Here is a 25920-nt window from a genome sequence, read left to right as displayed (position 1 = left end):
CGCCGGCCCGCACGAGGGCCGGCACGGTAGGCCGCCCGAGGAGATCGCGCCCATGCCTGACAACGGCGCAGGCGACACCCCCCGCCCCGTCATCCACCGCAACAGCCTGCGTGAGCAGATCGCCGGCGCGCTGCGCGAGGAGATGATGGCCGGCCGACTCGCGGCCGGCCGCAACTTCACGGTCAAGGAGATCGCCGAGCTGTACGGCGTCTCCGCGACCCCGGCCCGCGAGGCCCTGGTCGACCTCGGGGCGCAGGGACTGCTGCGGGCCGAGCACCACCGTGGCTTCACCGTGCCCGAGCTGGGGTGGGACGACTTCCTGGAGATCTTCGAGTCCCGGGTGCTGATCACCGACAGCTTCCACCGCCAGTACGCCACCCGCCGGGCGCTGCCCGACCTCAGCCGGCTGCCCTCGCTGCACCGCCGGGCCGACGCCGCGGTGCGGGCCGCCCGGGCCGGGAACCTGGACGTGATGGTGGGCTGCGACCGCAGGTTCTGGCAGGAGGTCGGCGGGCTGCTCGGCAACCGCCGGATCGCCGACTACCTGGACTGGCTGCGGGTGCAGTCCTGGATGTTCGCCGCGCGCTACCTGCGGGAGCTGCCCGCGCTGGGCGGGATCTGCTGGGAGCGCCACTCCGACCTGGTCGAGGCGATCGAGGCCCGCGACTCGCTCGGCGCGCACCGGATCATCTGCGAGTACAACCTGTACACCGTCCGGCTGCTCGCCGGGCTGGCCGGGCAGCCGCTGGAGTCGGTGACCGTCCTGGAGCTGCTCACCGAGTTCACCGGGGAGGACCCGCCGCCGGTGCCGGTCGAGCCGCCGCCCGCGCCGCCGGAACCGGACGCGCCGCCGGAGCCGGCCACCGGGCCCGGCGCCGACCCCGGTGCCGAGCGGAGCCGCCGCGGCGACGAGGCGGGCCGGGAACTCGGCCGTGAGCTGGGCCTAGGCCTCGGACTGGTGCCGCAGCCGCGCACGGTCCCCTACGGCCGGTTCGGCCGACGACTCCCGTAGGGCGGCACGCGAGGAGGGCCCGAGTCGCACGCGGCGCCGGGCCGGTAGGGTGGGCGGTCATCGGTTCGGGCGCCTGGTGAAAGGGCCGTCCGGGTACCGACCCAACCCCGTCGTCGCCCCGTCTCCGCGGGCGATCCACGCCTCCGGAGAGGAACTGCCGGCCATGGCCTGCGACCTCTGGCTCGTCCCGCTGGTGGACGTGCTGAGCCACAGCCCCGACAACCCCTTCCGGGACGACCTCGCGCTCTACAACTCGGTGCTGGCCTCGCGCGGACTGCCCGAGGTGCCGGTCTACCGTTTCGTCCCGGGCATCAGCGGTGCGGTCGAGCCGATAGCCGCCTTCGACTACGACTCGCTGCACTTCCTGCGCCGCGCCTACCTGTTGGGCCTCACCGGCCTGGACATCACCCCGGTCGACGCGCTCGGCGGCGACTACGAGCAGCTGCTGGAGATGTTCGAGAGCAGCGCCGAACAGTCGCACCTGGTCTGGCACTTCGACCACGCCGGGGCGTACGTGCCGGTCGAGTTCGCGGCGCCGCTGGTGGACGACACGCTGCTCGCCTCCGGCGGACCGCTCGGCTCCAGCCACGGGCTGCTGCGCGAACTCCAGGCCGTCGCACCGGCGCTGGGCATCGACCCGTTCAACCCGCCGGGCCCGACCCGGCCGCTCGGCCCGACCGGCCTGGAGCAGCCGTTCGGGCCGCCGATCGACGACGTCCACCCCTTCGCCAGGGAGCGGCACGCCTGGTCGGGCCTGTACGCGGCGGCGACCAGGAGCGTCTCCCAGGGCTCGATGATCGTCTTCGCCTGAGCCCGACCCCGCCCCTGACTCCGATCCGGCCCCCGTCCGGGACCCTGCCCCCGTCCGGGCACTTGACCCTCCGTATCCCCGATCACTACCGCAGCGGCCCCTCCGGCGGCCGCTGGCGCGGCATGGTGGGCCGGGTGCCCGGCGGCGGCAGCACCCGCACCTGGGCACCCACCCCGGGCTCGCTGCGCCCGCCCCAGGCCCCGCCGGACTGAGTGGGCAGCTGGGTCATCGAGGCGCGGAACTCCAGCATCCACTCCGAGGTCTCGGAGCGGACCATGTCCGAGACGTCCTCGCAGAACCGGCGCAGCACGCCCAGGCAGCGCTCGGCGGCCTCGCCCGCGGTGCCCTCGGTCGGACCGAGCACCTCGCGCACGCACTCCGACGCCCAGTCGAACTGGAAGGCCTCCAGACGGCGTTGCAGCGCCTGCCCGGTGGAGACGTCCCGCATCCAGCCGGAGGTGAGCCCGAAGACCCGGTCGGCGGCCAGGCTCGCTGCGGAGAGCGCGAAGCCGACGTAGCCCCAGCCGGTGCCGTGCGGGAAGGCCCCGGCCAGGTCGAGCAGCGGGGCCGTCACCCCGCCCACCGCGAAGCCGGCCGCGGCGAACCGCAGCAGGCGCGCCCAGCGGCGCTTCCAGACCCGGTCCCGGCGGTACCACTCGATCGCCTCGACCGCCCGCTCCTCGGACCACCGGTAGAGCTCCTCCAGCCGTTCGGCGGGCTCGCCCCAGTCCCCGAGCGGGAACTGGCGGGTGCTCAGATCGGCTCGGTGGCGGGTGGAGGCGGGTCGGACGACGGCGGCGACGGGCTGGTCCTCCTCACCGATCTCCTTGCCCCAGGCACTCTCCTCGGGCTGCATTTCCGGCTGGCTCACCTGTGGGGCTCCCTGTGGCGGGCGGACTGCTGGTTCTGTCGGCGCAACGGCTGACGTGGTGTCCGCCGGTGGTTCTCCAACAGCACTTCTTACCGCCAAATGGCTGACCGTGGGGGCGCTTCTCCGGTGATCGTTACCGGTTTCGGCCAACGGAACCCGAGGTGGGCCGGTTGCGGGAGGCGGCGAGATTTCACCCGTCCGAGCGAGGGTCCGGTGACCCGCCGTCGTGACCCGGCCACCCACCGCCGAACCACCTCCGCCGGACTTGGAGGATCCTCCGACGCGCCCGGCGTGCGGAGCCCTCCGCCTGGACGATCCGACGGGACCGGAGAGCGGCCGGAACAGGCCACCGACTACGCTGCCAGGCGTGAAGGTCCTCGTCATCGGCGGCGGCGCCCGCGAACACGCCCTGTGCCGCTCCCTGTCCCAAGATCCCGCAGTGACCGAACTGCACTGTGCCCCGGGCAACGCCGGGATCGCGCAGATCGCGACGGTCCACCCGGTCGACCAGCTGGACGGCGCGCAGGTCGCCGCGCTGGCCGGCCGGCTCGGCGCCGCCCTGGTCGTGGTCGGTCCGGAGGCCCCGCTGGTGGCCGGCGTCGCGGACGCCGTGCGCGCCGCCGGCATCCCGGTGTTCGGCCCGTCCGCCGCGGCCGCGCAGCTGGAGGGCTCGAAGGCCTTCGCCAAGGACGTGATGGCCGCGGCCGGCGTCCCCACCGCGCGCTCCTACGTCTGCACCACCGCCGCCGAGGCCGCCGAGGCGCTGGACGCCTTCGGCGCCCCGTACGTGGTGAAGGACGACGGCCTGGCCGCCGGCAAGGGCGTCGTGGTCACCTCCGACCGCGAGGCCGCGCTGGCGCACGCCGCCGCCTGCGAGCGCGTGGTCATCGAGGAGTACCTGGACGGCCCCGAGGTCTCGCTGTTCGCGATCACCGACGGCACCACCGTCGTCCCGCTCCAGCCCGCCCAGGACTTCAAGCGCGCGCTGGACGGCGACGAGGGCCCCAACACCGGCGGCATGGGCGCCTACTCGCCGCTGCCGTGGGCGCCGGCCGGGCTGGTCGAGGAGGTCCTGGAGACCGTCCTCCAGCCGACCGTGGACGAGCTGCGCCGCCGCGGCACCGAGTTCTCCGGCCTGCTGTACGCGGGCCTGGCGCTCACCTCGCGCGGCACCCGGGTGATCGAGTTCAACGCCCGCTTCGGCGACCCGGAGACCCAGGTCGTGCTGGCCCGGCTGCGCACCCCGCTGGCGGGCGTGCTGCTGGCCTCCGCCGACGGGACCCTGGACCAGCTGGAGCCGCTGCGCTGGGACGAGGGCGCGGCCGTCACCGTGGTCGTCGCCTCCGAGGGCTACCCGGCCGCCCCGCGCACCGGAGACCCGATCGAGGGACTGGCCGAGGCCGAGGCGGACGGCACCGCGTTCGTGCTGCACGCCGGGACGAAGGCGGACGAGGACGGCCGGGTGCTCAGCGCCGGCGGCCGCGTCCTGTCGGTCACCGCGACCGGCGCCGACCTGGCCGAGGCGCGCGAGCGCGCGTACGCCGCGGTGGACCGGATCTCCCTCAAGGGCGGCCAGCACCGTACCGACATCGCGCTGAAGGCGGCCACCGCCTGAGGCGGGCCCGTCCACGCCCTCCGCGGCCCCCGTGCGAACCGCTCGCACGGGGGCCGCGGTGCGTGGGAGCCGGCGGTGCGCGGGGCGGCCCGGCGGGGGCGGGCCGGCTCCGGACGAGCGGGTCCGCCGGTCAACCCCAAGGGCGCAGCGTCCCGGGCGTTTCGCGGCCGGAGCGGCCGCGGGGGCGGACGTACTGTTCGGCCGACGGATTCCAGCCCATCGGGTGACAGCACCCGCATCCGGCTGACGCAACCGGCCGCCCGGCCGTATGGTGCGCTGGATCGCGGTGCGCGGGGCCCGCGCGCCGGGGTCGCCGCCGGGTAGCGGTGCTCCCACGGGGGGATGCTGGACGGCGTCCGGCCGGGCGGTCGTCCGGGTGCTTCGCACCGGACCGGTCGCCGGCAGCCGGGCGGCGTCACCGGAGCAACCGGGCGGTGTCACCGGGACGAGTGGAAACCGGGGTGATCCGGAACATCCACCCGGACCGGGGCGTCGAAAATGTCAGTAGCGCCACGCAGCATGCACTACCGGGGATCGGACACCTCCGCTTCCCGGTCGGAACTGATCGTTTCGAGTCGGCTCAGGGCCCGAAGCCGGGCGCCCGAGGGCTCCGAAGGGGGTGCCGCACCGTATGGCCGCAGTCGACACCGCGCGCGCTCACGCCCAGGCGGTCCTGCGGGTCCGAGGCCTCGCCCGGGCCGCCGCCGCCCTGCCCGCCGCCGTCGCGGTGGTCCTGCTCGCGGGCCGGTTCACCGGCCGGATCGGTGCGCCGGGGGCCGCCGACGCGGCGGGCTGGGACGCCGCACGCTGGGCGGTCTGCGCGATCGCCGCGCTGACCCTCCTGGTGGCCGGGCTCACCGCCCGCGCCCTGCGCCGGGCCGTCCCGCCGCGCACCCCGGCCGTCCCGCTGGACCGGGCCGAGGCCCCCGAGCTGTACCGGCTGATCGACGAGCTGGCGGACCGGCTGGCCGTGCCGGCGCCCTCGGCCGTCGCCCTCACCCCGGACTGCGACAGCTGGCTGGAGGACCTCCCGCAGGCCGCATCGCGTCCGCCGAAGGGCGCCCCCGGGGCGCCCGCTCCCGTCCTGGTGATCGGCTCGCCCTTCCTGTGGTGGATGCGGGCCGGCGAACTGCGCGCCCTGCTCGCCCCCGTGGTGGCCGGCACCGCCGCCTCCGCCGACCCGGAGATCGCCGCAGCCCGGCGCTTCCTGCGCAGCCTGGACGCCTGCCTGGACTCCGGCGGCGGCGCGGCCCCCGGCCTCGGCGGCGGCACCCTGGCCGCCCCGCCCCGGCCGCCGCGGCGCGGTCCGGCCGCGCTCGCGGACCGGGTCGTCCGCCGGATCGTCCGCCGCCTGCTCGGTGCCTGCCGGGGCCACTCCGCCGAGCTGGAGCGCTCGGTCGCGAGCTGGGCCTCCGAGCACGCCAGGACGGTCGACTACGGCCTGCGGATCGCCGCCCAGGAACAGGTCGGCCTGGCCTACGCGGGCTGGGACCGGCTGCTCACCAGGGTGGCGCTGCCCGCCTGGCGGCTCGGCCGCCATCCGGCGCACCTCAACGCCGGCGTGGTCTCCGCGCTCACCGAGCTGTCCCGGCGCGACCGGCTGGCCGACGGCTACGGCAGCAGGCTCGGCGACCGCCCCGCCTGCGACCTGCTGGAGGAGCCCGGCACCGTCGACCGGGCGGTCTCCCGGCTCGCCGCCGAACTGTTCTTCGGCCGTCCGGCGGCCGGCGCCTGGCACGAACTGGAGTGGACCGACTACCCGGCCGAGGTGGTGGACGCCGGCTGGCGGGCGGGCGCCGCCGCCCTGCAGACCGCCCTGGACCGGCTCGCCCCGCAGGCCCGCCCCGGCGCCCCGACCCTCACCCGGCTGCTGGGCCGGCTCGCGGAGGGCGACGGTGAGCTGCTGGCCGCCGCGCTCGCCGCCCAGCTGGCCCGCACCACCGCCCCGGCCCCGCTGCTCGAACCCGAGCGCAGCGGCCGCGACCTGCTGGTCGAGCACGTCACCGCGATGGTCTGTTGCGCCGCCGTGGACACCGCGGGCGGCGCCCCCGGCCTGGACTGGCTGGACGGCCCGGTGCTGCTGCTCGGCGGGGTGCGCCGCACCGACCTGGCCGGCCCGGTCGCCCAGGCCGTCGAACAGGGCCAGGACGGTCCGCTGCGCGCCTGGCTGGACGCCGCCGACGTCCGTCTCGAGAAACCCGTCCGCCTCTGACGTCCCAGGCGTCCCGGGAGGGCGCTCGGCACCCCCGTACGCGCCCCCAAATGGGCCGGCCGCCGGGAGTCTTCGCAGGCCGGAGGCCCTGCCCGGGAGGCGCGCGAGATTCCCTGCACCAATCGCTACCGGAGGGTGACGTTGCGCCAGCAGTCTGTGGTGTATTAGACCGCACGCACATCCGGGGGGCACGTGCCAACCGGGCGGAAGTGCACCTGGGAGGGGCGCGTGGGGACCGAACTCAACGGCCGCTGGGAGTCGGGGACGCACGCCTACAGCGTCTCCGACCCCTTCGGCCAGGGCCCGCTGCCCTGGCTGCGCAGCCCGGACCAGTACCTGGCCGGGGCGGAGGGCGCCGTCCCCTGGTACGTCTCGGTGGACGCGCCGGGCCAACAGCCGCTGGCCGCGGGGGCCCGGCCCAAGCCCACGGTCGGCAGCCCCCAGGGCGCCAACGACGTGGACCAGCAGATCAAGGGCTTCGCCTCGGCCGGGGTGGTCCGCCCCGGCGGCTCGGTGGACTTCCGGGTCACGGTGAACCCGCCCCGCGAGTTCACCGTGGACGTCTTCCGGATCGGCCACTACGGCGGCGACAACGCCCGCCACATGACGTCCAGTCCGCTGATCTCCGGCCTCGTCCAGCCCGCCCCGCTGGTGGTCGACCGGACGGTCTCCTGCCACCACTGGTGGCACTCCTGGCGGCTCCAGATCCCGGTGCACTGGAAGCCCGGCTCGTACGTCGCCGTGCTGACCACCGCCGACATGCTGCACCGCAGCCACATCCCGTTCACCGTCCGGGACTTCGAGGACCAGGCGCACACCGCCGAACTGCTCCTGGTGCTCCCGGACGTGACCTGGCAGGCGTACAACCTGTTCCCCGAGGACGGCCGCACCGGCGCCAGCCTCTACCACGCCTGGGACGGCCGGGGCGGCCTGGTCGGGGAGCCGGAGGCGGCCGTCACCGTCTCCTTCGACCGCCCGCACGCCACCGCCGGACTGCCGCTGCACGTCGGCCACGCGTACGACTTCATCCGCTGGGCCGAGCGCTACGGCTACGACCTCTCGTACGCGACCGCCACCGACCTGCACGCCGGCCTGGTGGACCCGTCCCGGCACCGGGCGCTGGTCTTCCCCGGCCACGACGAGTACTGGTCCGAGCCGATGCGCCGGGCCGCCGAGCGGGCCAGGGACGGCGGCACCTCGCTGGTGTTCCTCTCCGCCAACACCATGTACTGGCGGGTCGAACTGTCCGCCGCCGCCTCCGGCGAGCCCAACCGGCTGCTCAACTGCCGCAAGCGGCAGAAGGTCCGTCCCGGCAGCCCGGCCGCCGGGGCGCCCGGCGCGGCCAGCGCGCTGTGGCGGGACGCAGGCGAGCCCGAGCAGCAGCTGCTCGGGGTGCAGTACTCGGGGCGGGTCGCCGCGCCCGTCCCGCTGGTCGCCCGGCACACCGCGCACTGGCTCTGGGACGGCACCGGCCTCCAGGAGGGCGACGAACTGCCCGGGCTGGTGGCCGGTGAGGCCGACCGCTACTACCCCAAGGTGGCGCTGCCCGACCACATCGAGCGGGTGCTGCTGGCGCACTCGCCCTACCAGGACCTGTCCGGCCGCACCCGCTTCCAGGAGACCTCGCTGTACCGGGCGCCCAGCGGCGCGTACGTCTTCGCGGCCGGCACCTTCGCCTGGTCGCCCGCGCTGGGGCGCCCCGGCCTGACCGACGAACGGATCCAGCGGGCCACCGCCAACCTGCTGGACCGGCTCTGCAAGAACTAGCGCGGCGGCCGGGGGAACCGGCGGACGGCGGCCCGGGAACCGGCGGACGGTGGCCGGGGAACCGGTGTTCGGCGGTCGTGAAAGACTGCGGGGGCAGTGACCTCCCCTTTCGCGGTGCCCCGCCCGCGAACGACCCCTGAGGACTGAGACACCTTGAGCGGATTTGTCACCAAGCCCGAGCCGGTCCAGGTACCCGGCCTGGTCCACCTGCACACCGGCAAGGTGCGCGACCTCTACCGCACCGAGTCGGGTGAACTGGTCATGGTGGCCAGCGACCGGACGTCCGCCCACGACTGGGTGCTGCCGAACGAGATCCCGGACAAGGGCCGCATCCTCACCCAGCTGTCGCTGTGGTGGTTCGAGCGGATCGCCGACATCGTCCCCAACCACGTGATCTCCACCGAGGTCCCGGCCGGCGCCCCGGCCGACTGGAAGGGCCGCACGCTGGTCTGCCGCAGCCTGGAGATGGTCCCGGTCGAGGCGGTCGCCCGCGGCTACCTGGCCGGCTCCGGCCTGGCCGAGTACGACGAGACCCGCACGGTCTGCGGCATCGCGCTGCCGGAGGGCCTGGAGAACAGCTCCGAGCTGCCCGGCCCGATCTACACCCCGGCGCTCAAGGCCGAGGTCGGCGAGCACGACGAGAACGTCTCCTACGAGGAGACCGCCCGCCGGATCGGCGCCGAGCTGGCCGCCCAGCTGCGCCGCACCACCCTGGACGTCTACGCCCGGGCCCGGGACATCGCCCGCGAGCGCGGCATCATCCTGGCCGACACCAAGTTCGAGTTCGGCCTGCTGGACGGCGAGCTGGTGATCGGCGACGAGGTGCTCACCCCGGACTCCTCCCGCTACTGGCCGGCCGACGACTACCAGCCGGGCCGCTCGCAGTCGTCCTTCGACAAGCAGCTGATCCGCGACTGGCTGGTCTCCCCGGCCTCCGGCTGGGACCGCCACAGCGAGCAGCCGCCGCCCGCGCTGCCGGCCGAGATCGTCGAGCGGACCCGCGCCAAGTACATCGAGGTGTACGAGCGGCTCACCGGGACCACCTGGGCCTGAGCCCGTCCGGACCGCCCGCGAGCACCGGGGACGCCCCTAGATCCAGCCGTGCTCGCGGGCGATCCGCACCGCCGCGTGCCGGTTCTCCGCGCCCAGCTTGGTGGCCGCCGAGGACAGGTAGTTGCGCACGGTGCCCTGGGAGAGCGAGGCCCGCTCGGCGATCCCGGCGATCGTGGTGCCGTCGGCGGCCAGCTCCAGGACGTCCGTCTCGCGCGGGGTCAGCGGGCTCTCGCCGGCGCTGATCGCGTCCGCCGCCAGCTCCGGGTCCACGTACCGGCCGCCGGAGCGCACGGTGCGGATGATGCCGGCCAGGTCCGCCGCCGAGACGGTCTTCGGCAGGAAGCCGCGGATCCCGACCTCCAGCGCCCGCTTCAGGTAGCCCGGGCGGCCGTGGCCGGTGACGATCATGCAGCGGCAGTCCGGCAGCACCACGCGCAGCTGGGCGGCCACCTCGATGCCGTCCTTGCCCGGCATCTGGAGGTCCAGCACCGCGACGTCCGGGCGGTGCGCCAGCGCCATCGCCAGCGCCTCCGGACCGGAGCCGGCCTGGGCGACCACCTCGATGTCGTCCTCCAGCGAGAGCAGCGCGGCCAGCGCGCCCCGGATCAGGTGCTCGTCGTCGGCGAGCAGGACACGGACGGGCGCGGCGTCGTCGGTCATCGGGCGGGCCTTCCTCAGTGGGGGAGCGGGACGGTGGCGAGCATCCGGAAGACGCCCGCCTCGGCGGCCGGTACGGTCAGCTCGCCGTCGTGGGCGGCGAGCCGCTCGCGCAGCCCGCGCAGCCCGGTGCCGCTGCCCTGGGAGGGGAACGGGACGTCGGGCACTCCGTCATTCTCCAGTTCCAGCACGGCCCGTCCGTCCTCGGTCCGCAGCCGGATCAGGCAGCGGCCGGCCTCGCTGTGCCGCAGCACGTTGGTGGTGGCCTCGCGGATCACCCAGCCGAACACCGACTGGACCGGGGGCGGCAGCTCGTCGGCGTGCTCGCCGAGGTCGATCTCGCAGGCGACGTCGGCCGAGCGCAGCACCGCCCGGGCGCCGATCGCCTCGGCGTGCAGGTCGGCGGTGCGGTAGCCGCGGATGACGTCCCGGACCTCACGCTGCGACTCCTGGGCGATCTTCTGCACCTCGGCCATCTGGTCGGCGGCCTCCTCGCGCCCCCGGCGGGCGAGCTGGACGGCGAGTTCGCTCTTCAGCGCGATGGTGGTGAGGTTGCGGCCCATCACGTCGTGCAGGTCGCGGGAGAAGCGCAGCCGCTCCTCGGCGACGGCCAGCCGGGACTGGGCCTCGCGGGCGGCGTCCAGCTCCCAGACCACCGAGGTCAGCCAGGCGAAGCTGCGGCAGGTCCCGCCGAGGATGGGCAGCATGACCAGGGAGCCGATCAGCAGTCCGGCGGTACCGACGAGGCCGTACCCGGCCAGCACCATCGCCGGCGCGGTCAGCAGGAACCCGCCGAGGGCGGCCAGCGAGGCCTGGGCGATCGACAGCCCGATGGACGCCGGGCCGAAGGCGACGGCGAGCAGGAGGGCCGCCATCGTGGCGGTGAACGCCGTCCCGGACCGGCCGTCCGTCCCGTCGGCGTGCGGTCCGAGCAGGAGGAGGGCCCAGGAGCCGGCCACCGCGAACGCGCCGTTGACGGCCAGCCAGCGCAGGCGGTCGGTGGGGCGCTTCAGGTAGTGGTCGAGCGAGGTGCGGCAGGCCCGCAGGCCCAGCAGCGTCGAGGCGAGCGAGACCAGCAGGGCGATCCGGACCGTCCCGACGGAGTCCGGCAGGTCGGCCCGGGCCCCGGCGGAGAGCAGGGTGATCGGGAGCAGCAGCAGCGGCAGCGTGTAGAGCGACCAGCGGAAGTACAGCTCGGTGCGCCGGGGCTTGCTCAGGCTCGTCCAGCTGCGAAGCGGTGACCGCATTCTCAATTCTTCCGCCCCAGTTCGATCACGATCTTGCCGGTGTCTTCATATCAGAGGCACGGAAGGCGTTCATCCGTCGGATGAACGCCTTCCGTGCGCGGTGCCCTTCGGGTCAGCGGCGCGGCTCCCAGTGGAAGTAGCGCACCGCGCCCCAGACGGCCAGGCCGAGCCAGATGGTCCCGGTGACCAGGTGCGAGCCGGCGGCGCCCCAGGAGCCGGCGAAGCCGGTCGCGGCGGCCGAGCCGTCGGTGCCGAACCAGCCGACCCGGATCAGCTGGAAGGCGGGAGTGGTCGGCAGCAGGCGGCAGATGTCGGCCAGCTGCTTGGGCATGACCTCCAGCGGGACGAACAGGCCGGAGCCGAGCTGCATCACCAGCATGATCGGCAGGGTGGTGATGCCCGCGCTCTCCACGGTCTTGGTGAAGGCGCTGGACAGCGCGGCCAGGGCGATCATGGTGGCCAGTGCCAGCAGCAGACCGACCAGCATCAGCACCGGGTTGACCGGCACGGCCAGGTGCAGGCCGAGGCTGCCGCCGATCCCGATCAGGGCGGCCATCATCAGGCCGAGCGCGAGCGAGGGGACGGCGGTGCCGAGCAGGATCTCGATGTCCCGGGCCTCGCCGGTGCGCAGCCGCTTGAGGACCAGCTCACCGCGCCGTCCGACGTACGCGGCGGTCAGGTTGTAGTACACGACGAAGGCCAGGATCATCCCGACCGAGCCGTAGACCAGCAGCGAGTCGACGTCCAGCCCGGGGTTGGACTCGGCCTGCTTCGACAGCGCGCCCTGCAGGGTGAAGACCAGCACCAGCGGCAGCACCAGGGCGGTGAACAGGGCCGTGCGGTTGCGCACCAGCAGGGTGGCCTCGGCCCGGCCGAGGGCGAGCAGTCGGCGGACGGTGGTGCTCTGCGGACCGGCGGTGGCGGTGGCGGCGGTGGGGGCGGCGGTGGTCATCGGGCGGATCCGATCAGGCGGCGGCGGGCGGGGCGGGTGGCGGTGGGTGCCTGCGGGGGGTGCTGGTGGGCGGCCTCGGAGGCGATCGCGAGGAAGGCCTCCTCCAGCGAGGCGCTGCGGGCGTCCAGGGCGCCGAGCGCGATCCCGTGCTGCCGGGCCCAGCCGAGCAGGTCGGTGAGGGTGTCCTGGAGCCCGAGGGTCTGCACGGTGACCCTGCGGCCCTCGACGCCGATCTCGGCCCCGGCCAGGACGGGCAGCGCCGTCCCGGTGAAGTCGGGGAGCTCGAAGCTGATCCGGGCGGGCCGGCCGGCGATCACCTCGGCGACGGTGCCGGAGGTGACGACCCGGCCGCCGTGCATGATGGCCAGCCGGTCGGCCAGCTCCTCGGCCTCCTCCAGGTAGTGCGTGGTGAGCAGCACCGTGGTGCCCTGGGCGCGCAGCTCGCGGACCAGCTGCCAGACGGCGGCGCGCGCCTCCGGGTCGAGACCGGTGCTCGGCTCGTCCAGGAAGAGCACCTCGGGGCCGCCGAGCAGGGCCATCGCGAGGTCCAGCCGGCGCTTCTCGCCGCCGGACAGCTGCTTGACCCGGACGTTCGCCCGGTGGCCGAGGCCGACCAGCTCCAGCGCCTCCGCCACCGGGCGGGCGCCGCTGGTCATCCCGGCCCAGGCGCGGCCGGTCTCGGCGGCGGTGAGCTCGCCGGGGAAGCCGCCCTCCTGGAGCATGATGCCGATCCGCGGGCGGACGGCGGCGCGCTCCCTGAAGGGGTCCCGGCCGAGCACCCGGACGGTGCCGCCGGTGGGGGCGGCCAGGCCCTCGATGACCTCCATGGTGGAGGTCTTGCCGGCCCCGTTGGTGCCGAGCAGGGCGAACAGCTCGCCGCGGCGGACGGTCAGGTCCACGCCGCGCACGGCGTGGTACCCGGAGGTGCCGCCGCCGTAGTGGCGGTGCAGGTCGGTGACCTCGATCACGTCGTCGCTGGGGCGGGAGGGCCGGCTCGTTTCCATGCCTCAAGCCTTCCGCCGACCGGGCCGCGCGGGCAGTGCGCACCGTCATGACATCGCGGTGCGGATGCACGGGTCGGCGATGACAAATGTCATGGGCCGATTTGCCGGGGAATGCCGAAGGGCCCCCTCGAGTGAGGGGGCCCTTCGTATCGGAGCGGACGACGAGATTCGAACTCGCGACCCTCACCTTGGCAAGGTGATGCTCTACCAACTGAGCCACGTCCGCAGGTCAAACTATTGAGTTGTGCTGTGCTCGCGCACTGCGAGCGGACGACGAGATTCGAACTCGCGACCCTCACCTTGGCAAGGTGATGCTCTACCAACTGAGCCACGTCCGCATGGTGCCTGGTGGGGCACCCGCCGCCTCTTCGGATCTCTCCGTTGCGGCGACGAGGAATACTCTACAGCATCTTTCGGGGTGGTCGCCCCACCCTTTCGGTCCGGGCGGGCGGGGCGACCGGGGAGCGGTGTCCCCGCGGGGCTCAGTTCGCCTCGGCGAACGCCTCGTACACGTGCTTGGGGATGCGGCCGCGGGCCGGCAGCTCCATCCCGCGGGACAGCGCCCAGGCGCGGACGGCGGCCGGGTCCGGGGTGAGGGCCGTGCGGCGGAAGGACTTTCCGGTGCGGCTCTGCCGGCGGCCGGCGGCGACGAACGGAGCGAGGGCCTCCCGCAGCTTTTCCGCGTTGTCCACGGACAGGTCGATCTCGTACGACTTCCCGTCGACGCCGAAGTGGACGGTTTCCGCGGCGGCGCCGCCGTCCAGGTCGTCGGAGAGCGTGACAACTACACGCTGAGCCATGGGTGTCAATCCTCTCGGGCAATTCGGCCGCCGGTCCGAGGGGGTACCGAGGCCTGATGTGCACCAACTCGCGCAAGCGCGTACGGGCAGGCCGGATGGCCCGCCTGATACGCAGCACTTGCCGCGACAGGTGGCCCCTATTCTGCACCCGAAGGGGGCCGAAATCGAAGAGTCCGGCATTCTTTTCCGGATATTCACGTCTCTTCGCGGGGCTGTGGGATACCGATGTGCGGGACGGGCGGATCTGTCCCCAAGTGCCGTATTCGGGTGTTCTCCCGGCTGCGTCGTTCCGGGGGCCGAATCCGGGGAAACCGGTCGGCCCGGGTGGGTGGCGAGGGGCCTGGATCCCTTGCGGCGTAAGGGTCTGGAGTCTACGCGCGTCGCTATCCCCGGCCAGCAATCCTGCCCGAAACCACGGGTAGTCTGGGGTTCCCCCGCCTCACCGAAGACACCACCGGGAGTGCCAGTGGCACGCGTCGTAGTCGACGTCATGCTCAAGCCGGAGATCCTCGACCCCCAGGGACAGGCGGTGCAGCGCGCACTGCCCCGTCTCGGATTCACCGGGATCGCCGACGTCCGCCAGGGCAAGCGTTTCGAGCTGGATGTGGAGGGCCCGGTCGACGACGCGGCGCTCGCCCGTATCCGTGAAGCCGCCGAGACCTTTCTCGCCAACACCGTGATCGAGGACTTCACCGTCCGGGTCGAGGAGGAGGGCAAGTGACCACCCGCGTCGGCGTCGTCACTTTCCCCGGCTCCCTCGACGACCGCGACGCCCAGCGGGCGGTCCGTCTCGCCGGCGCCGAGCCGGTCGCCCTCTGGCACCGTGACAAGGATCTCCACCAGGTCGACGCCGTCGTCCTGCCGGGCGGATTCAGTTACGGCGACTATCTGCGCTGCGGTGCGATCTCCCGCTTCTCGCCGGTGATGGAGACCGTCATCGAGCAGGCGAAGCTCGGAATGCCGGTGCTCGGTATCTGCAACGGCTTCCAGGTGCTGTGCGAATCGCACCTGCTGCCCGGCGCGCTCCACCGGAACGACTCGCTGCACTTCATCTGCCGCGACCAGAAGCTGCGCATCGAGAACGCCGGCACCGCCTGGACCCGGGATTACTCGGCGGGCCAGGAAATCGTCGTCCCGCTGAAGAACGGCGAGGGCCGCTTCGTCGCCGACGAGCGGGTGCTGGACGAGCTGGAGGCGGAGGGCCGGGTCGTCGCCCGTTACCTCGACGTCAACCCGAACGGTTCGTACCGCGACATCGCCGGCATCACCAACGCCGCCGGCAATGTCGTCGGCCTGATGCCGCACCCGGAGCACGCCGTGGAGCCGCTCACCGGTCCGACCACCGAGGGCCTGGGCTTCTTCACTTCCGTCCTGAAGCAGCTGGTGAACGCCTGATGAGCCTCGACACCGTCAAGAACGCCGAGCAGACCCCGGACACCGCCCAGCCCTGGGCCGAACTCGGCCTCAAGCAGGACGAGTACGCCCGCATCCGGGAGATCCTCGGCCGCCGCCCGACCGGCGCCGAACTCGCCATGTACTCGGTCATGTGGTCGGAGCACTGTTCGTACAAGAGCAGCAAGGTCCACCTGAAGCAGTTCGGCGAGAAGAAGCCGGATTCGGACGCGATGCTCGTCGGCATCGGCGAGAACGCCGGTGTCGTCGACGTCGGCCAGGGCTACGCGGTCACCTTCAAGGTCGAGTCGCACAACCACCCGTCGTACATCGAGCCCTACCAGGGCGCGGCCACCGGCATCGGCGGCATCGTGCGCGACATCCTGGCGATGGGCGCCCGCCCGGTCGCCGTGATGGACCCGCTGCGCTTCGGTGCGGCCGACCACCCGGACACCCGGCGCGTGCTGCCCGGGATCGTCGCGGGCATCGGCGGCTACGGCAACTGCCTGGGCCTGCCGAACATCGGCGGCGAGGTCGTCTTCGACTCCTGCTACCAGGGCAACCCGCTGGTCAACGCGCTGTGCGTGGGCGTCATGAAGCACGAGGACATCCACCTCGCGCAGGCCTCCGGCGCCGGCAACAAGGTCATCCTGTACGGCGCCCGCACCGGTGGCGACGGCATCGGCGGCGTCTCGGTGCTCGCCTCCGAGACCTTCGACGACACCAAGCCGGCCAAGCGCCCGGCCGTCCAGGTCGGCGACCCGTTCCAGGAGAAGCTCCTGATCGAGTGCACCCTGGAGATCTTCCGGGAGAAGCTCGTCAAGGGCATCCAGGACCTCGGCGGGGCCGGCCTGTCCTGCGCCACCAGCGAGCTGGCCTCGGCCGGTTCCGGCGGCATGCGGATCGAGCTCGACACCGTGCACCTGCGCGACCACACGCTCTCGCCGGAGGAGATCCTCATGAGCGAGTCGCAGGAGCGCATGTGCGCGATCGTGGAGCCCGACAAGGTCGACCGCTTCCTGGAGATCTGCGAGAAGTGGGACGTCATCGCCAACGTCATCGGTGAGGTGACCGACGGCGAGCGCCTGGAGATCTACTGGCACGGCGAGCTCGTGGTGGACGTCCCGCCGCGCACCGTCGCCCACGAGGGCCCGACCTACCAGCGTCCGTACGCCCGCCCGAGCTGGCAGGACGCGCTGCAGGCCGACGCCCCGACCGCCGAGCGGCTGGCCCGCCCGACCACCGGCGAGGGCCTCAAGGCCGACCTGCTGAAGGTCACCAGCCACCCGAACCAGGCCTCCAAGTCCTGGATCACCAACCAGTACGACCGCTACGTGCTGGGCAACACGGTGCTCGCCTCCGGCGAGGACTCGGGCATGATCCGGATCGACGAGGAGACCAACCTCGGCGTCTCGGTCGCCACCGACGGCAACGGCCGCTTCGCCAAGCTGGACCCGTACACCGGCGCCCAGCTGGCCCTGGCCGAGGCGTACCGCAACGTCGCGGCCGGCGGTGCCAAGCCGCTCGCCGTCTCCGACTGCCTCAACTTCGGCTCCCCCGAGGACCCGGACGTGATGTGGCAGTTCGCCGAGGCCACCCGCGGCCTGGCCGACGCCTGCCTGGTGCTCGGCACCCCGGTCACCGGCGGCAACGTCTCGCTGTACAACCAGACCGGCGAGGTCGCCATCCACCCGACCCCGGTGGTCGCGGTGCTCGGCGTCATCGACGACGTCACCCGGCGCACCCCGCTGGCCTTCGCCGAGGAGGGGCAGCTGCTCTACCTGCTCGGCGACACGGCGGACGAGCTCGGCGGCTCGGCCTGGTCGCAGGCGGTCCACGACCACCTCGGCGGCCTGCCGCCCAAGGTGGACCTGGAGCGCGAGCGGCTGCTCGGCGAGATCCTGATCGCCGCCTCGCGCGACGGCATGATCGACGCCGCGCACGACCTGTCCGACGGCGGTCTCGGCCAGGCGCTGGTGGAGAGCTGCCTCAAGGGCGGTCACGGTGCGCGCATCGTCGTGCCCGAGGGCCAGGACCCGTTCGTCCTGCTGTTCTCGGAGTCGGCCGGCCGCGCCGTCGTGGCGGTGCCGCGCAGCGAGGAGCTCCGGTTCAACGACATGTGCACCGCGCGCGGCCTGCCCGCCACCCGGATCGGTGTCGTGGACGGCGACAGCCTGGACGTCCAGGGCCAGTTCAGCGTCTCGCTGGCGGAACTGACGGAGGCTCACACCGGCGTCATCGAGGCCCTGCTGGCCTGACGCACGGTTCCTGAGGGGCGGGCGGTTCTCTGGTGAACCACCCGCCCCTCGGCGTATGTTGACGCCCATGCCTGCCAAGTCCCGTACGTATCAGCCGCAGAAGGTGAGCGCCGCGTTGGTGGCGCAGAGCGAGGCGGTGCGCGATGTCGTGCACCGGCTGACGGATTCCGACCTCGACCGGACGACCCGGCTCGGCGCCTGGAAGGTGCGCGAGCTGGTGACCCACGTGAGCCTGGCGCTGAGCCAGTTGCTGGGCGTGCTGAACTCGCCGGAGCCGGACGGGCCGGCGCTCCCGCTGGCCGACTACGCGGCGATGGCCGCGACGATGGCCGAGTTCGTCGACAGCGCGACCACGGAGCACGCGGAGACCGGCTTCGCCGGCTCGGCCAAGGAGGTGGCCGCCGAGTTCGACCGGTCGCTCGACGCCGTGCGGACGGTGCTCGACGGGCCGGCCGTGGCGGACCCGGAGCGGAAGGTCACCTTCCTGACCGGACATCCGATGCTCCTGACCGAGTACCTGGTGTCCCGGCTGGTCGAGGCCGTGGTGCACGCCGACGACCTGGCCGACGCGCTCGGCCTGGACGCCTTCCCGCACGACCCCCAGGCCCTCGCCGCCGTCTCCCGGATGCTGGCCGACGCCCTCGCCGGGCAGGTGCCCGGCGGCGCGGTCGAGCTGCGGGTCCCGCCGTACGCCGTGGTCCAGGCGGTGCCGGGGCCGAAGCACACCCGGGGCACCCCGCCCAACGTGGTGGAGACCGATCCGCTGACCTGGATCCGGCTGGCCACCGGCCGGCTCGACTGGGCGGCGGCGGTGGAGTCGGCCAAGGTGTCCGCCTCGGGGGAGCGCAGCGATCTGCGGGCCTACCTGCCGGTGCTCGGCTAGGACTTCGGCCGGCGGGCCGTCCGGATCCTGTCAGGGGACGGACGGCCCGCTGAGGTACACGCCCTCCGCCGAGTACGGCCAGGCGTTGGGCGCGCAGCCCTTGAGGCCGTAGATCTGCTGCATCATCGCGGGCGCGGGCTTGCCCTCGCCCGGGCAGCTCTCGTGGCCGTGGCCGATCCGGTGGCCCACCTCGTGGTTGACGATCAGCGCCCGGTACTCCTCCAGCGGTCCGCTGAACTGGGGTGAACCGGTGTTCCAGCGCTTGGAGTTGACGAGCACCTGGTTGCCGACGTTGCAGTTGACCTCGCCGTGGGTGTCCAGGCCGGAGGCGCCGCAGATCCGGTCCACGGTGGCCGGGGAGGCGATCTTCACGGTGAAGTCGTACGGGCCGCTCGCGACCAGCTGGAAGCCGTTCTTGTGGTCGTTGGTCCAGCCGCGCTTGTCGCCGAGGATGCCGTGGATCTGCGCGGCGGCGGTCGGGGCGTCGATGCCGATGCCGTCCTCGACCTCCACCCGGTAGCGGCGCACGTTGCCGCGCCCGACCGGTTTGGCGGTGGCGGGGGCGACGGTGAAGGTGCCCGCGCCCTTGGTGGGGCCGGGGTCGGGGCCGGCGGGGGCGGGCGGTGCCACGGGCGGCGGGGTGTCGGCCGGGGGCGGGGTCGGCTCCGGCGTGGCCGTGGCGGTCTGTTCGGCCGGCGGGGCGACCCGCGCCTGGGTGGTCGGGGTGGCGGTCGGGGTTCCCCCCGGGCGGTTCAGCACGACCGCCGTGGCGCCCAGCACCAGCGCGGAGACCACCAGCGCCATGAGCATGCCAGGACCGAGTCTGCGCCGCGGTCGGCGGCGTCGGCGACCGCCCTTCCGGGGCGGTGCGGTGCGCCTGCCGACGGATCGGGCTGCGGACATGATCTTCACACTGGCATGGCGAACGGGTGAATGTCTACGTGCCTGGTGGGGAGGTTCGCCACCCCGGGGACGGTGCTCCGTCCGGGACGGCGGTTGACCCCTGCGTCTCGGGTGGCAGACTTCAGGGCATGGCGATTCACAGGAATCTTCTCGACGGTCCCGAACCGACCCTTCTCCCGGAGGAGGAGCGCCCCTACCGGATGCTGGCGGAGGAGTCGGCCTCCCCGACCCAGGTGGCGGCCGAGTTCCCGGCCTTCTGCCTGGCCTGGGCGATGCTCGCCGACGACGCCTTCGCGGCCGGCCGGTACGTCGAGTCGTACGCCTACGCCCGGACCGGCTACCACCGTGGCCTGGACGCGCTGCGGCGCAACGGCTGGAAGGGCCACGGCCCGGTGCCGTGGGAGCACCGCGGCAACCGCGGCTTCCTGCGCTGCCTGGCGGGGCTCGCCCGGGCGGCCGGCGCGATCAAGGAGACCGAGGAGGAGGCCCGCTGCTGGCAGTTCCTGAAGGAGAGCAGCGCGGAGGCGTACGCGGAGCTCAAGCAGTAACCACCCCCCCGACGTGACGGGTGCCCCCGGCGGAGAAACCGCCGGGGGCACCCGTGTCTTCACGCTCGGGGCGCGGGTCCGCACGCTCGGGGCGCGCACTTCCGCGCTCGCGGCGCGGACCTCACTTCAGGCGCTTGCCCGCCGAACGCAGCTGCTCGGCGGCCTCGACCACGCGGGCGGCCATGCCGGCCTCGGCCAGCTTGCCCCAGGTGCGCGGGTCGTAGGTGTTCTTCTTGCCGACCTCGCCGTCGACCTTCAGCACGCCGTCGTAGTTGGCGAACATGTGGCCGGCCACCGGGCGGGTGAAGGCGTACTGGGTGTCGGTGTCCAGGTTCATCTTCACGACGCCGTTCTCCAGCGCGGTGGCGATCTCCTCGGCGCTCGAGCCCGAGCCGCCGTGGAAGACGAAGTCGAACGGGTCGGTCTTGCCGTACTGCTTGCCGATCGCGTCCTGGAGCTCGCGCAGCAGCTCCGGCTTCAGCACGACGTTGCCCGGCTTGTACACGCCGTGCACGTTGCCGAAGGAGGCGGCCAGCAGGTAGCGGCCCTTCTCGCCCAGGCCCAGCGCCTCGGCGGTGCGCACGGCGTCGTTGACGGTGGTGTACAGCTCGTCGTTGATCTCGTGGGTGACGCCGTCCTCCTCGCCGCCGGTCGGGGTGATCTCGACCTCGAGGATGATCTTGGCGGCGGCGGCCTGGGCCAGCAGCTCCTGGGCGATGGCCAGGTTGTCGGAGAGGGTCTCGGCCGAGCCGTCCCACATGTGCGACTGGAACAGCGGGTTCCGGCCCTTGGCCACGCGCTCGGCGGAGACCGCCAGCAGCGGGCGGACGTAGCCGTCCAGCTTGTCCTTCGGGCAGTGGTCGGTGTGCAGCGCGACGGTGACGTCGTACTTGGCGGCGACGATGTGGGCGAACTCGGCGAGCGCGACGGCGCCGGTCACCATGTCCTTGTTGTGCTGGCCGCCCAGGAACTCCGCGCCACCGGTCGAGATCTGGATGATGCCGTCGCTCTCGGCCTCGGCGAAACCACGCAGCGCGGCGTGCAGGGTCTGCGACGACGTGACGTTGATGGCCGGGTAGGCGAACTTGCCCGCCTTGGCCCGGTCCAGCATCTCGTTGTAGACCTCGGGAGTTGCGATGGGCATGCGATCCGCTCCTGTCGGGTTGCGGCGTACGGACGGTGCTGTCCGACGCTGTGTACGCCTTCGTGACGACTCCGTGCCGGCCCGCCGACGCGCGGCGTTGCGGTGTGGCTCTCCGGCACGTTCGAGGCGACCTCCGCGGTACGGCCATGAGGGTGGTGTGCCGTTGCGGACCGGACGCCTGTGCCATCTTCCCAGACTCGTGCCCGCAGGTCAGCAGGAGCCCGGCATGCGGAACGGCGCACGGCACGGGCGCACGGCGGGCTCCGGGCGGCCCCGACGGGGGCCGGGAGCGCTCCCGGACGGGCACCGCAGGCGCGGTACGCCCGCTTCGCCGGCAAGGTGCGCCCGCTATCCTGCGCCCGTGGACTACAACCAGCTGGCCGTCAACCTGCTCGACGCCAAATCCCTGATCTCGTCCCTCGGCGCCATCGGGCTGATCGCGATCATCTTCGCGGAGACCGGCCTGCTGGTCGGCTTCTTCTTCCCGGGCGACTCGCTGCTCATCCTCGCGGGTGTCGCCGCCTCGAACGCCGCCTCCTCGGTGCTCGGCGACGGCGCCAAGCTGCCGATCGCCGTGCTGCTGATCGGCTGCCCGATCGCGGCGATCGCCGGCGCCCAGCTCGGGCACCTGATCGGTGCCAAGGTCGGGCCGAAGATGTTCGACAAGCCCGATTCGAAGATCTTCCGCCGCGAGTACGTGGTGAAGGCGGAGGAGTACTTCAACAAGTTCGGCTCCGGCAAGGCCGTGGTGCTGGCCCGCTTCATGCCGATCATCCGGACCTTCCTGAACCCGGTCGCCGGCACCCTGGAGATGCCCGCCCGGACCTTCTTCGTCTGGAACGTGATCGGCGGCGTGCTGTGGACCGAGTCCATGCTGCTGATCGGCTACTTCTTCGGTGACGCGCTCGCCCCGGTGATCGACAAGTACCTCATCCCGGCGGTGCTGCTGATCATCCTGCTGTCGATCTCGCCGATCCTGGTCGAGGTCATGCGCGAGCGGAAGAAGAAGCGGGCCGGCGGTGCCGAGGCCGCCGGCGAGAGCCAGGTCCAGGTCGGCAACGGCCGGCACCGGCGGGGCTGAGGCCGACACCGGCCCCGGCGGGGCCGGGCGCCCGCCGCTCCGGACACGACGGAGGGCCGGAGCTGTTTCACGTGAAACAGCTCCGGCCCTCCGTCGTTCGTCGTACCGGGCGGGGTCAGAGACCCAGGTCGTCCAGGGTGTACGCGGTCACGTACTCCAGGCCCTCGGCCTCGACGGCGGCCGCGCCGCCGCGCTCCACGATCACCGCGACGCCGACCACCTCGGCGCCCGCCTCACGCAGCGCCTCCACGGCGGTCAGCACCGAGCCGCCGGTGGTGGAGGTGTCCTCGACGGCCAGCACCCGGCGGCCCTTGACCTCCGGGCCCTCGATCCGGCGCTGGAGGCCGTGGGCCTTGCCGGTCTTGCGGACCACGAAGGCGTCCAGCTGCTGCCCGCGCGCGGCGGCGGCGTGCAGCATCGAGGCGGCCACCGGGTCGGCACCCAGGGTCAGACCGCCGACGGCGTCGTACTCCAGGTGCGAGGTCGCGTCCAGCATCACCCGGCCGACCAGCGGGGCGGCCACGCCGTCCAGCGTGATCCGGCGCAGGTCGACGTAGTAGTCGGCCTCCTTGCCGGAGGAGAGGGTGACCTTGCCGTGCACGACGGCCTTGTCCTTGATCTGTGCCAGCAGGGCGTCGCGGTCGTTGCTCATGAGCGTTCAGTCTAGGCCCTGGTGGTCCCGGCGGCTCTCCGGGCTCAGCGCCGGCGCAGCGCCCTGACCAGCACCACGGCACCGCCCAGCAGCGCCACCGAGCCGCCGATCACCCACGGCACCGCGCTGCGGCCGCCGGTGCCCGGCACCACGATCCCACCGGCCTCGCCGCCCCAGCGGGACGCCGCCCGGGCCCGCGCGCTGCGGGCGGGCAGCGCCGGGGCGTACGGGCCGCGCGGCGGGGCGTGGTCCACCTCCTCGGCGGACCGGCCGACGATGCTGCGGCGCACCGGGCCGGAGAGCACCGGCTCGTCCTCGTACGCGAAGAGCGGCTCGGCGGGGAGTTCCTCGGCGACGCCGTCCCGCTCGGCGGAGCCGTCCGGGTCCTCGCCGTCGACGTCGTCCTCGTCGTCGTCGGCGGAACCGGTGGGCAGACCGAAGCGCTCGGCGTCGGCGTCGGAGAAGGCGATCAGGTCGGAGAGGTCGTCGTCCAGGTCGTCACCGGGCTGGTCCTGGCGCTCCTCGATGAAGACCACACCGGCGTCGGTCCCGGCGGGGGCGTCGTCGTCGTCCTCCTCCTGGTCCGGGTCCTGCGGCTGCTCGCCCTCCGGGGCGACCAGCGCGGCGGCGAACCTGTCCAGCAGACGGCGGCCGGTGGCGTCGAGGGTCTCCTCGTCGAACTCGGTCAGCCGGCCGGTGGCGCTCAGGTCACCGGTGAAGCGGATCGCCGCGGTGCCGTCCTCGGCGCCGTCCGCGACGCTGACCCGGACCGTGGCGGTCACCTCGCCGCTGCCCCGGGCCTCCTCGCCCTCGGCGAGCACCGTCAGCACGCCCTCCCGGCCCTCGATCAGCGACAGCACGCCCTTGTACGTGATCGTGGAGCCGCCGACCCGCAGCTTCAGCCGGCCGCTGATCTCCTCGGCCGCACCGGCGCCGACCGCGGCCGGCTCGGTGCTCAGCCCCGGCACACTCCGCGCCAGCAGCGCCGGATCCTGCAAGGCCTGCCGCACCAGCTCGGCGGACATCGGGACGACAACCTCATGCTCCATGCCACGGAGCCTACCGACTGCCCCCCGCCCGGTCCCTACCCACCACCATCCGATTTTCCCCGCCCCGCCTGTTCCCTTGGCCGTCGCACCATCGCCCCGGCCCGGACGCGGGGGTCGTGGCGCGGCCCGGTGCGCCCGCCGTGCCGGGAGCCCGTCCTCCTCCGCCCCGTCGCCGCTCCGGCGGGGCCGCAGCGGCGACGGCGTCGTGCGGCCCTCAGCGTGGGCCGAGGAGGGTGAGGGCGGCCGGGGGATGGGTGGGGCGGAGGGCGGTGAGGCGGGCGGTGGTGGTGCGGAGGGTGTCGGGGGTGAGGGCGCGCGGTGGCGGGGCGTCGGGGGCGAGGGTGAGCCGGGGGCGGTCGGCGGCGGCGAGGAGGAAGTTCCGGGCGTCGCCCGGCGGGCCGGGCCGGCAGGTGGCGGTGGGGCTGTCCGGGACGGCGTACGGGGCGGTCTGGAGGCCCGCCGCGCGCAGGCCGGACTCGATCTGCCAGAGGCCGGCCGGGTCGCTCCCGGCGCGGACGGCGATCCGCCCGCCGGGGGAGAGCAGCCGGGTGGCGAGGCCGTAGAACTCCTGGGAGTGGAACTTGACCGGCCCGCCGTCGGCCGGGGCTGGGAGGTCGGCGAGCACCACGTCGTACGGCCCGTCCCCGCCGGGGGCGCCGGCGCCGCGCAGCCAGGCCAGCGGGTCGGCCGCGGTGGTGCGGACCCGGGGGTCGTCCAGCGCGTGGCCGTCGAGGGCGGCGAGCCCGGGGTCGGTGCGGGCCAGCCGGGGGAGGACGGGGTCGGCGTCGACCAGCCGGACGGTGCGGACGCCCCGGTGCCGCAGCACCTCCCGCAGGGCCGTCCCGTCGCCGCCGCCGAGCAGCAGGACCCGGGTGTCCGGGCCGGCCGCCATGGCGGGGTGGACCAGGCCCTCGCTGCTCCGGTACTCGTCGGGCCCGCAGACCGCCAGCCGGCCGTCCAGGTAGAGCCGGAGGGGGCCCTCGGCGGGGCCGGTGAGCACGATCTCCTGGTGCCGGCTGCGGATCGCGTAGCGGACCTGGTCGCCGTACAGGGCGTGCCGGGCGGCGCGTTCGACGGCCTCGGAGCCGGCCGCGGCCGCCGCGAGCAGGCCGAGGACCAGCAGGCAGCCGCCCCACAGCAGCCGGCGTATCCGGGGGGCCGGTTCCTCGCGGAACAGCCAGAGCACCACGGCGGCCCCGGCGACGGCGTTGACGGCGCCGGTGAGCAGCGCGCCGTCGCCCGGCCCGAGGGCGGGCAGGATCAGGAACGGGAAGGCGAGGCCGCCGATCAGCGCGCCCACGTAGTCGGCGGCGAACAGGTCGGCGACGGCCCGCCCGGCGTCCTCGCGCCGGATCCGCTGGATGAGGGTCATCAGCAGGGGGATCTCGGCGCCGATCAGGATGCCGATCAGGCAGGTGAGGCCGACCATGGCGGCCTGGTAGCGGCCGAGCCAGGCCCAGCAGGAGTAGAGCGCGAGGACGGAGAGTCCGCCGGTGAGCGCGAGCGCGCACTCGACGGCGGCGAAGGCGGTGGCGGGCCGGCTGGTGAGCCGTTTGGCGAGCAGCGAGCCGAGGCCCATCGCGAACACCATGACGGAGAGCACGACGGAGGTTTGGGTGACCGTGTCCCCGATCAGGTAGTCGCCGAGCGCCACGAGTTCGAGCTCGTAGACGAGTCCGCAGGCCGCGCAGACGAACGCGGCCAGCAGGACGGCCAGGCGGGCGAGCCGGGGGCGGGAGCGCAGCCGGGATGGACGGCCGGCGGGCAGGAGTGGGGCGAGGCCTCGCCCGGGCCGGGGTGGGGCGCCGTCGTCGAGGTCCACTCGCGGGCGTGCGGGCGGACCGGCCGGATGGTTGATCACGAACAAACGCTAGGGGACGTGCGGGACGGATCGCTGCGCCCATCCGACGGACAGTGGGCGACGTCGGATTGACGAACCGTTCCTGCGTACGATTCGCAGGCCCGCGCTGGACGGCCTACGGCCGGATCGGTGTTCCGGTCCGGGCTTC

The 25920-nt window shown here is 73.7% G+C and carries 23 protein-coding genes and 2 tRNA genes; 12 read left to right on the top strand and 13 right to left on the bottom strand.

All coding sequences use genetic code 11. The features are described 5' to 3' along the window. The first annotated feature begins 52 nt into the window (after nt 1–52). Together ACGF13_RS03820 and ACGF13_RS03815 are read left to right on the top strand one after the other, a co-directional pair. On the top strand, nt 53–1012 hold the full coding sequence (locus ACGF13_RS03820) for a GntR family transcriptional regulator (protein WP_392868596.1): 960 nt from the start codon (nt 53–55) through the stop codon (nt 1010–1012). 163 nt (nt 1013–1175) lie between these two features. After that, nucleotides 1176–1823, top strand: a complete 648-nt coding sequence (locus ACGF13_RS03815; RefSeq protein WP_392868594.1) for a hypothetical protein — start codon at nt 1176–1178, stop codon at nt 1821–1823. An 85-nt stretch (nt 1824–1908) separates the two neighbouring features. Here the strand turns inward: ACGF13_RS03815 and ACGF13_RS03810 are convergent, their stop codons facing one another. Beyond that, nucleotides 1909–2694: an SLATT domain-containing protein gene (locus tag ACGF13_RS03810; protein ID WP_392868592.1), complete on the bottom strand. Its 786-nt coding sequence runs from the start codon at nt 2692–2694 to the stop codon at nt 1909–1911. 367 nt (nt 2695–3061) lie between these two features. Between ACGF13_RS03810 and purD the strand changes: the two genes are divergently transcribed. The 4 genes from purD (at nt 3062) to ACGF13_RS03790 (ending at nt 9341) form a co-directional block, all read left to right on the top strand. Next, a complete protein-coding gene (gene purD / locus ACGF13_RS03805) occupies nt 3062–4309 on the top strand; it encodes a phosphoribosylamine--glycine ligase (protein WP_392868590.1) in 1248 nt (415 codons plus the stop codon). A 631-nt stretch (nt 4310–4940) separates the two neighbouring features. Next, nucleotides 4941–6521 carry a hypothetical protein gene (locus ACGF13_RS03800; RefSeq protein WP_392868589.1) on the top strand — a complete coding sequence of 527 codons (1581 nt, stop codon included), beginning with the start codon at nt 4941–4943 and terminating at the stop codon, nt 6519–6521. Nucleotides 6522–6749: 228 nt separating this feature from the next. Continuing rightward, nucleotides 6750–8288 (top strand): N,N-dimethylformamidase beta subunit family domain-containing protein, encoded by a 1539-nt coding sequence (locus tag ACGF13_RS03795; RefSeq protein ID WP_392868587.1) that lies wholly within the window; start codon nt 6750–6752, stop codon nt 8286–8288. 153 nt (nt 8289–8441) lie between these two features. After that, a complete protein-coding gene (locus ACGF13_RS03790; RefSeq protein ID WP_392868585.1) occupies nt 8442–9341 on the top strand; it encodes a phosphoribosylaminoimidazolesuccinocarboxamide synthase in 900 nt (299 codons plus the stop codon). Between the two features lie 36 nt (nt 9342–9377). Here ACGF13_RS03790 and ACGF13_RS03785 read toward each other — a convergent pair whose 3' ends face one another. The 7 genes from ACGF13_RS03785 to ACGF13_RS03755 all read right to left on the bottom strand — a co-directional run bounded on the left by ACGF13_RS03785 (nt 9378) and on the right by ACGF13_RS03755 (nt 14001). Next, the gene (locus ACGF13_RS03785) at nt 9378–10001 is read right to left on the bottom strand and encodes a response regulator (protein ID WP_392868583.1); all 624 of its coding nucleotides are present in this window, start codon (nt 9999–10001) and stop codon (nt 9378–9380) included. 14 nt (nt 10002–10015) lie between these two features. Then, a complete protein-coding gene (locus tag ACGF13_RS03780; protein ID WP_392868581.1) occupies nt 10016–11245 on the bottom strand; it encodes a sensor histidine kinase in 1230 nt (409 codons plus the stop codon). A 112-nt stretch (nt 11246–11357) separates the two neighbouring features. Beyond that, entirely contained in the window at nt 11358–12197 is an 840-nt protein-coding gene (locus ACGF13_RS03775; RefSeq protein ID WP_392868579.1) for an ABC transporter permease, read from the bottom strand. Further along, nucleotides 12194–13201 (bottom strand): ABC transporter ATP-binding protein, encoded by a 1008-nt coding sequence (locus ACGF13_RS03770; RefSeq protein WP_392868577.1) that lies wholly within the window; start codon nt 13199–13201, stop codon nt 12194–12196. Before ACGF13_RS03770 ends, ACGF13_RS03775 begins: the two co-directional genes overlap by 4 nt. A gap of 153 nt (nt 13202–13354) precedes the next feature. Continuing rightward, a tRNA-Gly gene (locus tag ACGF13_RS03765) sits at nt 13355–13427 on the bottom strand. Nucleotides 13428–13466: 39 nt separating this feature from the next. After that, nucleotides 13467–13539: transfer RNA gene (locus ACGF13_RS03760), tRNA-Gly, on the bottom strand. A 144-nt stretch (nt 13540–13683) separates the two neighbouring features. After that, nucleotides 13684–14001, bottom strand: a complete 318-nt coding sequence (locus tag ACGF13_RS03755) for an Lsr2 family protein (RefSeq protein WP_030056585.1) — start codon at nt 13999–14001, stop codon at nt 13684–13686. A gap of 466 nt (nt 14002–14467) precedes the next feature. Here ACGF13_RS03755 and purS point away from each other — a divergent pair, with 466 nt between their 5' ends. From purS to ACGF13_RS03735, 4 genes are all read left to right on the top strand, one after another. After that, the gene (gene purS / locus ACGF13_RS03750) at nt 14468–14722 is read left to right on the top strand and encodes a phosphoribosylformylglycinamidine synthase subunit PurS (RefSeq protein WP_049654013.1); all 255 of its coding nucleotides are present in this window, start codon (nt 14468–14470) and stop codon (nt 14720–14722) included. Then, a complete protein-coding gene (purQ, locus tag ACGF13_RS03745) occupies nt 14719–15396 on the top strand; it encodes a phosphoribosylformylglycinamidine synthase subunit PurQ (protein ID WP_392868575.1) in 678 nt (225 codons plus the stop codon). The genes purS and purQ overlap by 4 nt, the downstream gene beginning before the upstream one ends. Further along, a complete protein-coding gene (gene purL, locus ACGF13_RS03740) occupies nt 15396–17651 on the top strand; it encodes a phosphoribosylformylglycinamidine synthase subunit PurL (protein WP_392868573.1) in 2256 nt (751 codons plus the stop codon). The genes purQ and purL overlap by 1 nt, the downstream gene beginning before the upstream one ends. A 67-nt stretch (nt 17652–17718) precedes the next feature. Next, nucleotides 17719–18534: a sterol carrier family protein gene (locus tag ACGF13_RS03735; protein ID WP_392868571.1), complete on the top strand. Its 816-nt coding sequence runs from the start codon at nt 17719–17721 to the stop codon at nt 18532–18534. A gap of 30 nt (nt 18535–18564) precedes the next feature. Here ACGF13_RS03735 and ACGF13_RS03730 read toward each other — a convergent pair whose 3' ends face one another. Continuing rightward, nucleotides 18565–19344 (bottom strand): DUF3152 domain-containing protein, encoded by a 780-nt coding sequence (locus ACGF13_RS03730; RefSeq protein ID WP_392868569.1) that lies wholly within the window; start codon nt 19342–19344, stop codon nt 18565–18567. Nucleotides 19345–19565: 221 nt separating this feature from the next. Here ACGF13_RS03730 and ACGF13_RS03725 point away from each other — a divergent pair, with 221 nt between their 5' ends. After that, a complete protein-coding gene (locus ACGF13_RS03725) occupies nt 19566–19985 on the top strand; it encodes a DUF3151 domain-containing protein (RefSeq protein ID WP_392868568.1) in 420 nt (139 codons plus the stop codon). A 121-nt stretch (nt 19986–20106) separates the two neighbouring features. Here the strand turns inward: ACGF13_RS03725 and fbaA are convergent, their stop codons facing one another. Beyond that, nucleotides 20107–21129, bottom strand: coding sequence for a class II fructose-bisphosphate aldolase (gene fbaA, locus ACGF13_RS03720; protein WP_392868566.1), 1023 nt, complete (start codon nt 21127–21129; stop codon nt 20107–20109). Nucleotides 21130–21490: 361 nt separating this feature from the next. Between fbaA and ACGF13_RS03715 the strand changes: the two genes are divergently transcribed. Then, a complete protein-coding gene (locus ACGF13_RS03715; protein ID WP_392868564.1) occupies nt 21491–22210 on the top strand; it encodes a DedA family protein in 720 nt (239 codons plus the stop codon). 115 nt (nt 22211–22325) lie between these two features. On the opposite strand, the gene pyrE is transcribed toward ACGF13_RS03715, so the two are convergent. From pyrE to ACGF13_RS03700, 3 genes are all read right to left on the bottom strand, one after another. Then, nucleotides 22326–22862 carry an orotate phosphoribosyltransferase gene (gene pyrE, locus ACGF13_RS03710; protein ID WP_392868562.1) on the bottom strand — a complete coding sequence of 179 codons (537 nt, stop codon included), beginning with the start codon at nt 22860–22862 and terminating at the stop codon, nt 22326–22328. Nucleotides 22863–22906: 44 nt separating this feature from the next. Further along, nucleotides 22907–23911, bottom strand: a complete 1005-nt coding sequence (locus ACGF13_RS03705) for a CoxG family protein (protein ID WP_392868560.1) — start codon at nt 23909–23911, stop codon at nt 22907–22909. Nucleotides 23912–24125: 214 nt separating this feature from the next. Next, nucleotides 24126–25772: a polyamine aminopropyltransferase gene (locus ACGF13_RS03700; RefSeq protein WP_392868558.1), complete on the bottom strand. Its 1647-nt coding sequence runs from the start codon at nt 25770–25772 to the stop codon at nt 24126–24128. Between the last annotated feature and the right edge of the window lie 148 nt (nt 25773–25920).

Source organism: Kitasatospora sp. NPDC048286 (assembly GCF_043201735.1).
Lineage (GTDB): Bacteria > Actinomycetota > Actinomycetes > Streptomycetales > Streptomycetaceae > Kitasatospora.
Note: the sequence above shows the minus strand (reverse complement) of the source record. Positions and strands in the feature narration are given on the sequence as shown.

Bases quoted from the DNA above. Each gene is read 5' to 3' on its own strand.
- ACGF13_RS03730 (WP_392868569.1), bottom strand. From the start codon at position 19,344: ATGCTCATGGCGCTGGTGGTCTCCGCGCTGGTGCTGGGCGCCACGGCG.
- ACGF13_RS03785 (WP_392868583.1), bottom strand. From the start codon at position 10,001: ATGACCGACGACGCCGCGCCCGTCCGTGTCCTGCTCGCCGACGACGAG.
- ACGF13_RS03775 (WP_392868579.1), bottom strand. From the start codon at position 12,197: ATGACCACCGCCGCCCCCACCGCCGCCACCGCCACCGCCGGTCCGCAG.
- ACGF13_RS03755 (WP_030056585.1), bottom strand. From the start codon at position 14,001: ATGGCTCAGCGTGTAGTTGTCACGCTCTCCGACGACCTGGACGGCGGC.
- ACGF13_RS03780 (WP_392868581.1), bottom strand. From the start codon at position 11,245: ATGCGGTCACCGCTTCGCAGCTGGACGAGCCTGAGCAAGCCCCGGCGC.
- ACGF13_RS03800 (WP_392868589.1), top strand. From the start codon at position 4,941: ATGGCCGCAGTCGACACCGCGCGCGCTCACGCCCAGGCGGTCCTGCGG.
- ACGF13_RS03770 (WP_392868577.1), bottom strand. From the start codon at position 13,201: ATGGAAACGAGCCGGCCCTCCCGCCCCAGCGACGACGTGATCGAGGTC.
- pyrE (WP_392868562.1), bottom strand. From the start codon at position 22,862: ATGAGCAACGACCGCGACGCCCTGCTGGCACAGATCAAGGACAAGGCC.
- ACGF13_RS03735 (WP_392868571.1), top strand. From the start codon at position 17,719: ATGCCTGCCAAGTCCCGTACGTATCAGCCGCAGAAGGTGAGCGCCGCG.
- ACGF13_RS03705 (WP_392868560.1), bottom strand. From the start codon at position 23,911: ATGGAGCATGAGGTTGTCGTCCCGATGTCCGCCGAGCTGGTGCGGCAG.
- ACGF13_RS03725 (WP_392868568.1), top strand. From the start codon at position 19,566: ATGGCGATTCACAGGAATCTTCTCGACGGTCCCGAACCGACCCTTCTC.
- ACGF13_RS03815 (WP_392868594.1), top strand. From the start codon at position 1,176: ATGGCCTGCGACCTCTGGCTCGTCCCGCTGGTGGACGTGCTGAGCCAC.
- purL (WP_392868573.1), top strand. From the start codon at position 15,396: ATGAGCCTCGACACCGTCAAGAACGCCGAGCAGACCCCGGACACCGCC.
- fbaA (WP_392868566.1), bottom strand. From the start codon at position 21,129: ATGCCCATCGCAACTCCCGAGGTCTACAACGAGATGCTGGACCGGGCC.
- ACGF13_RS03820 (WP_392868596.1), top strand. From the start codon at position 53: ATGCCTGACAACGGCGCAGGCGACACCCCCCGCCCCGTCATCCACCGC.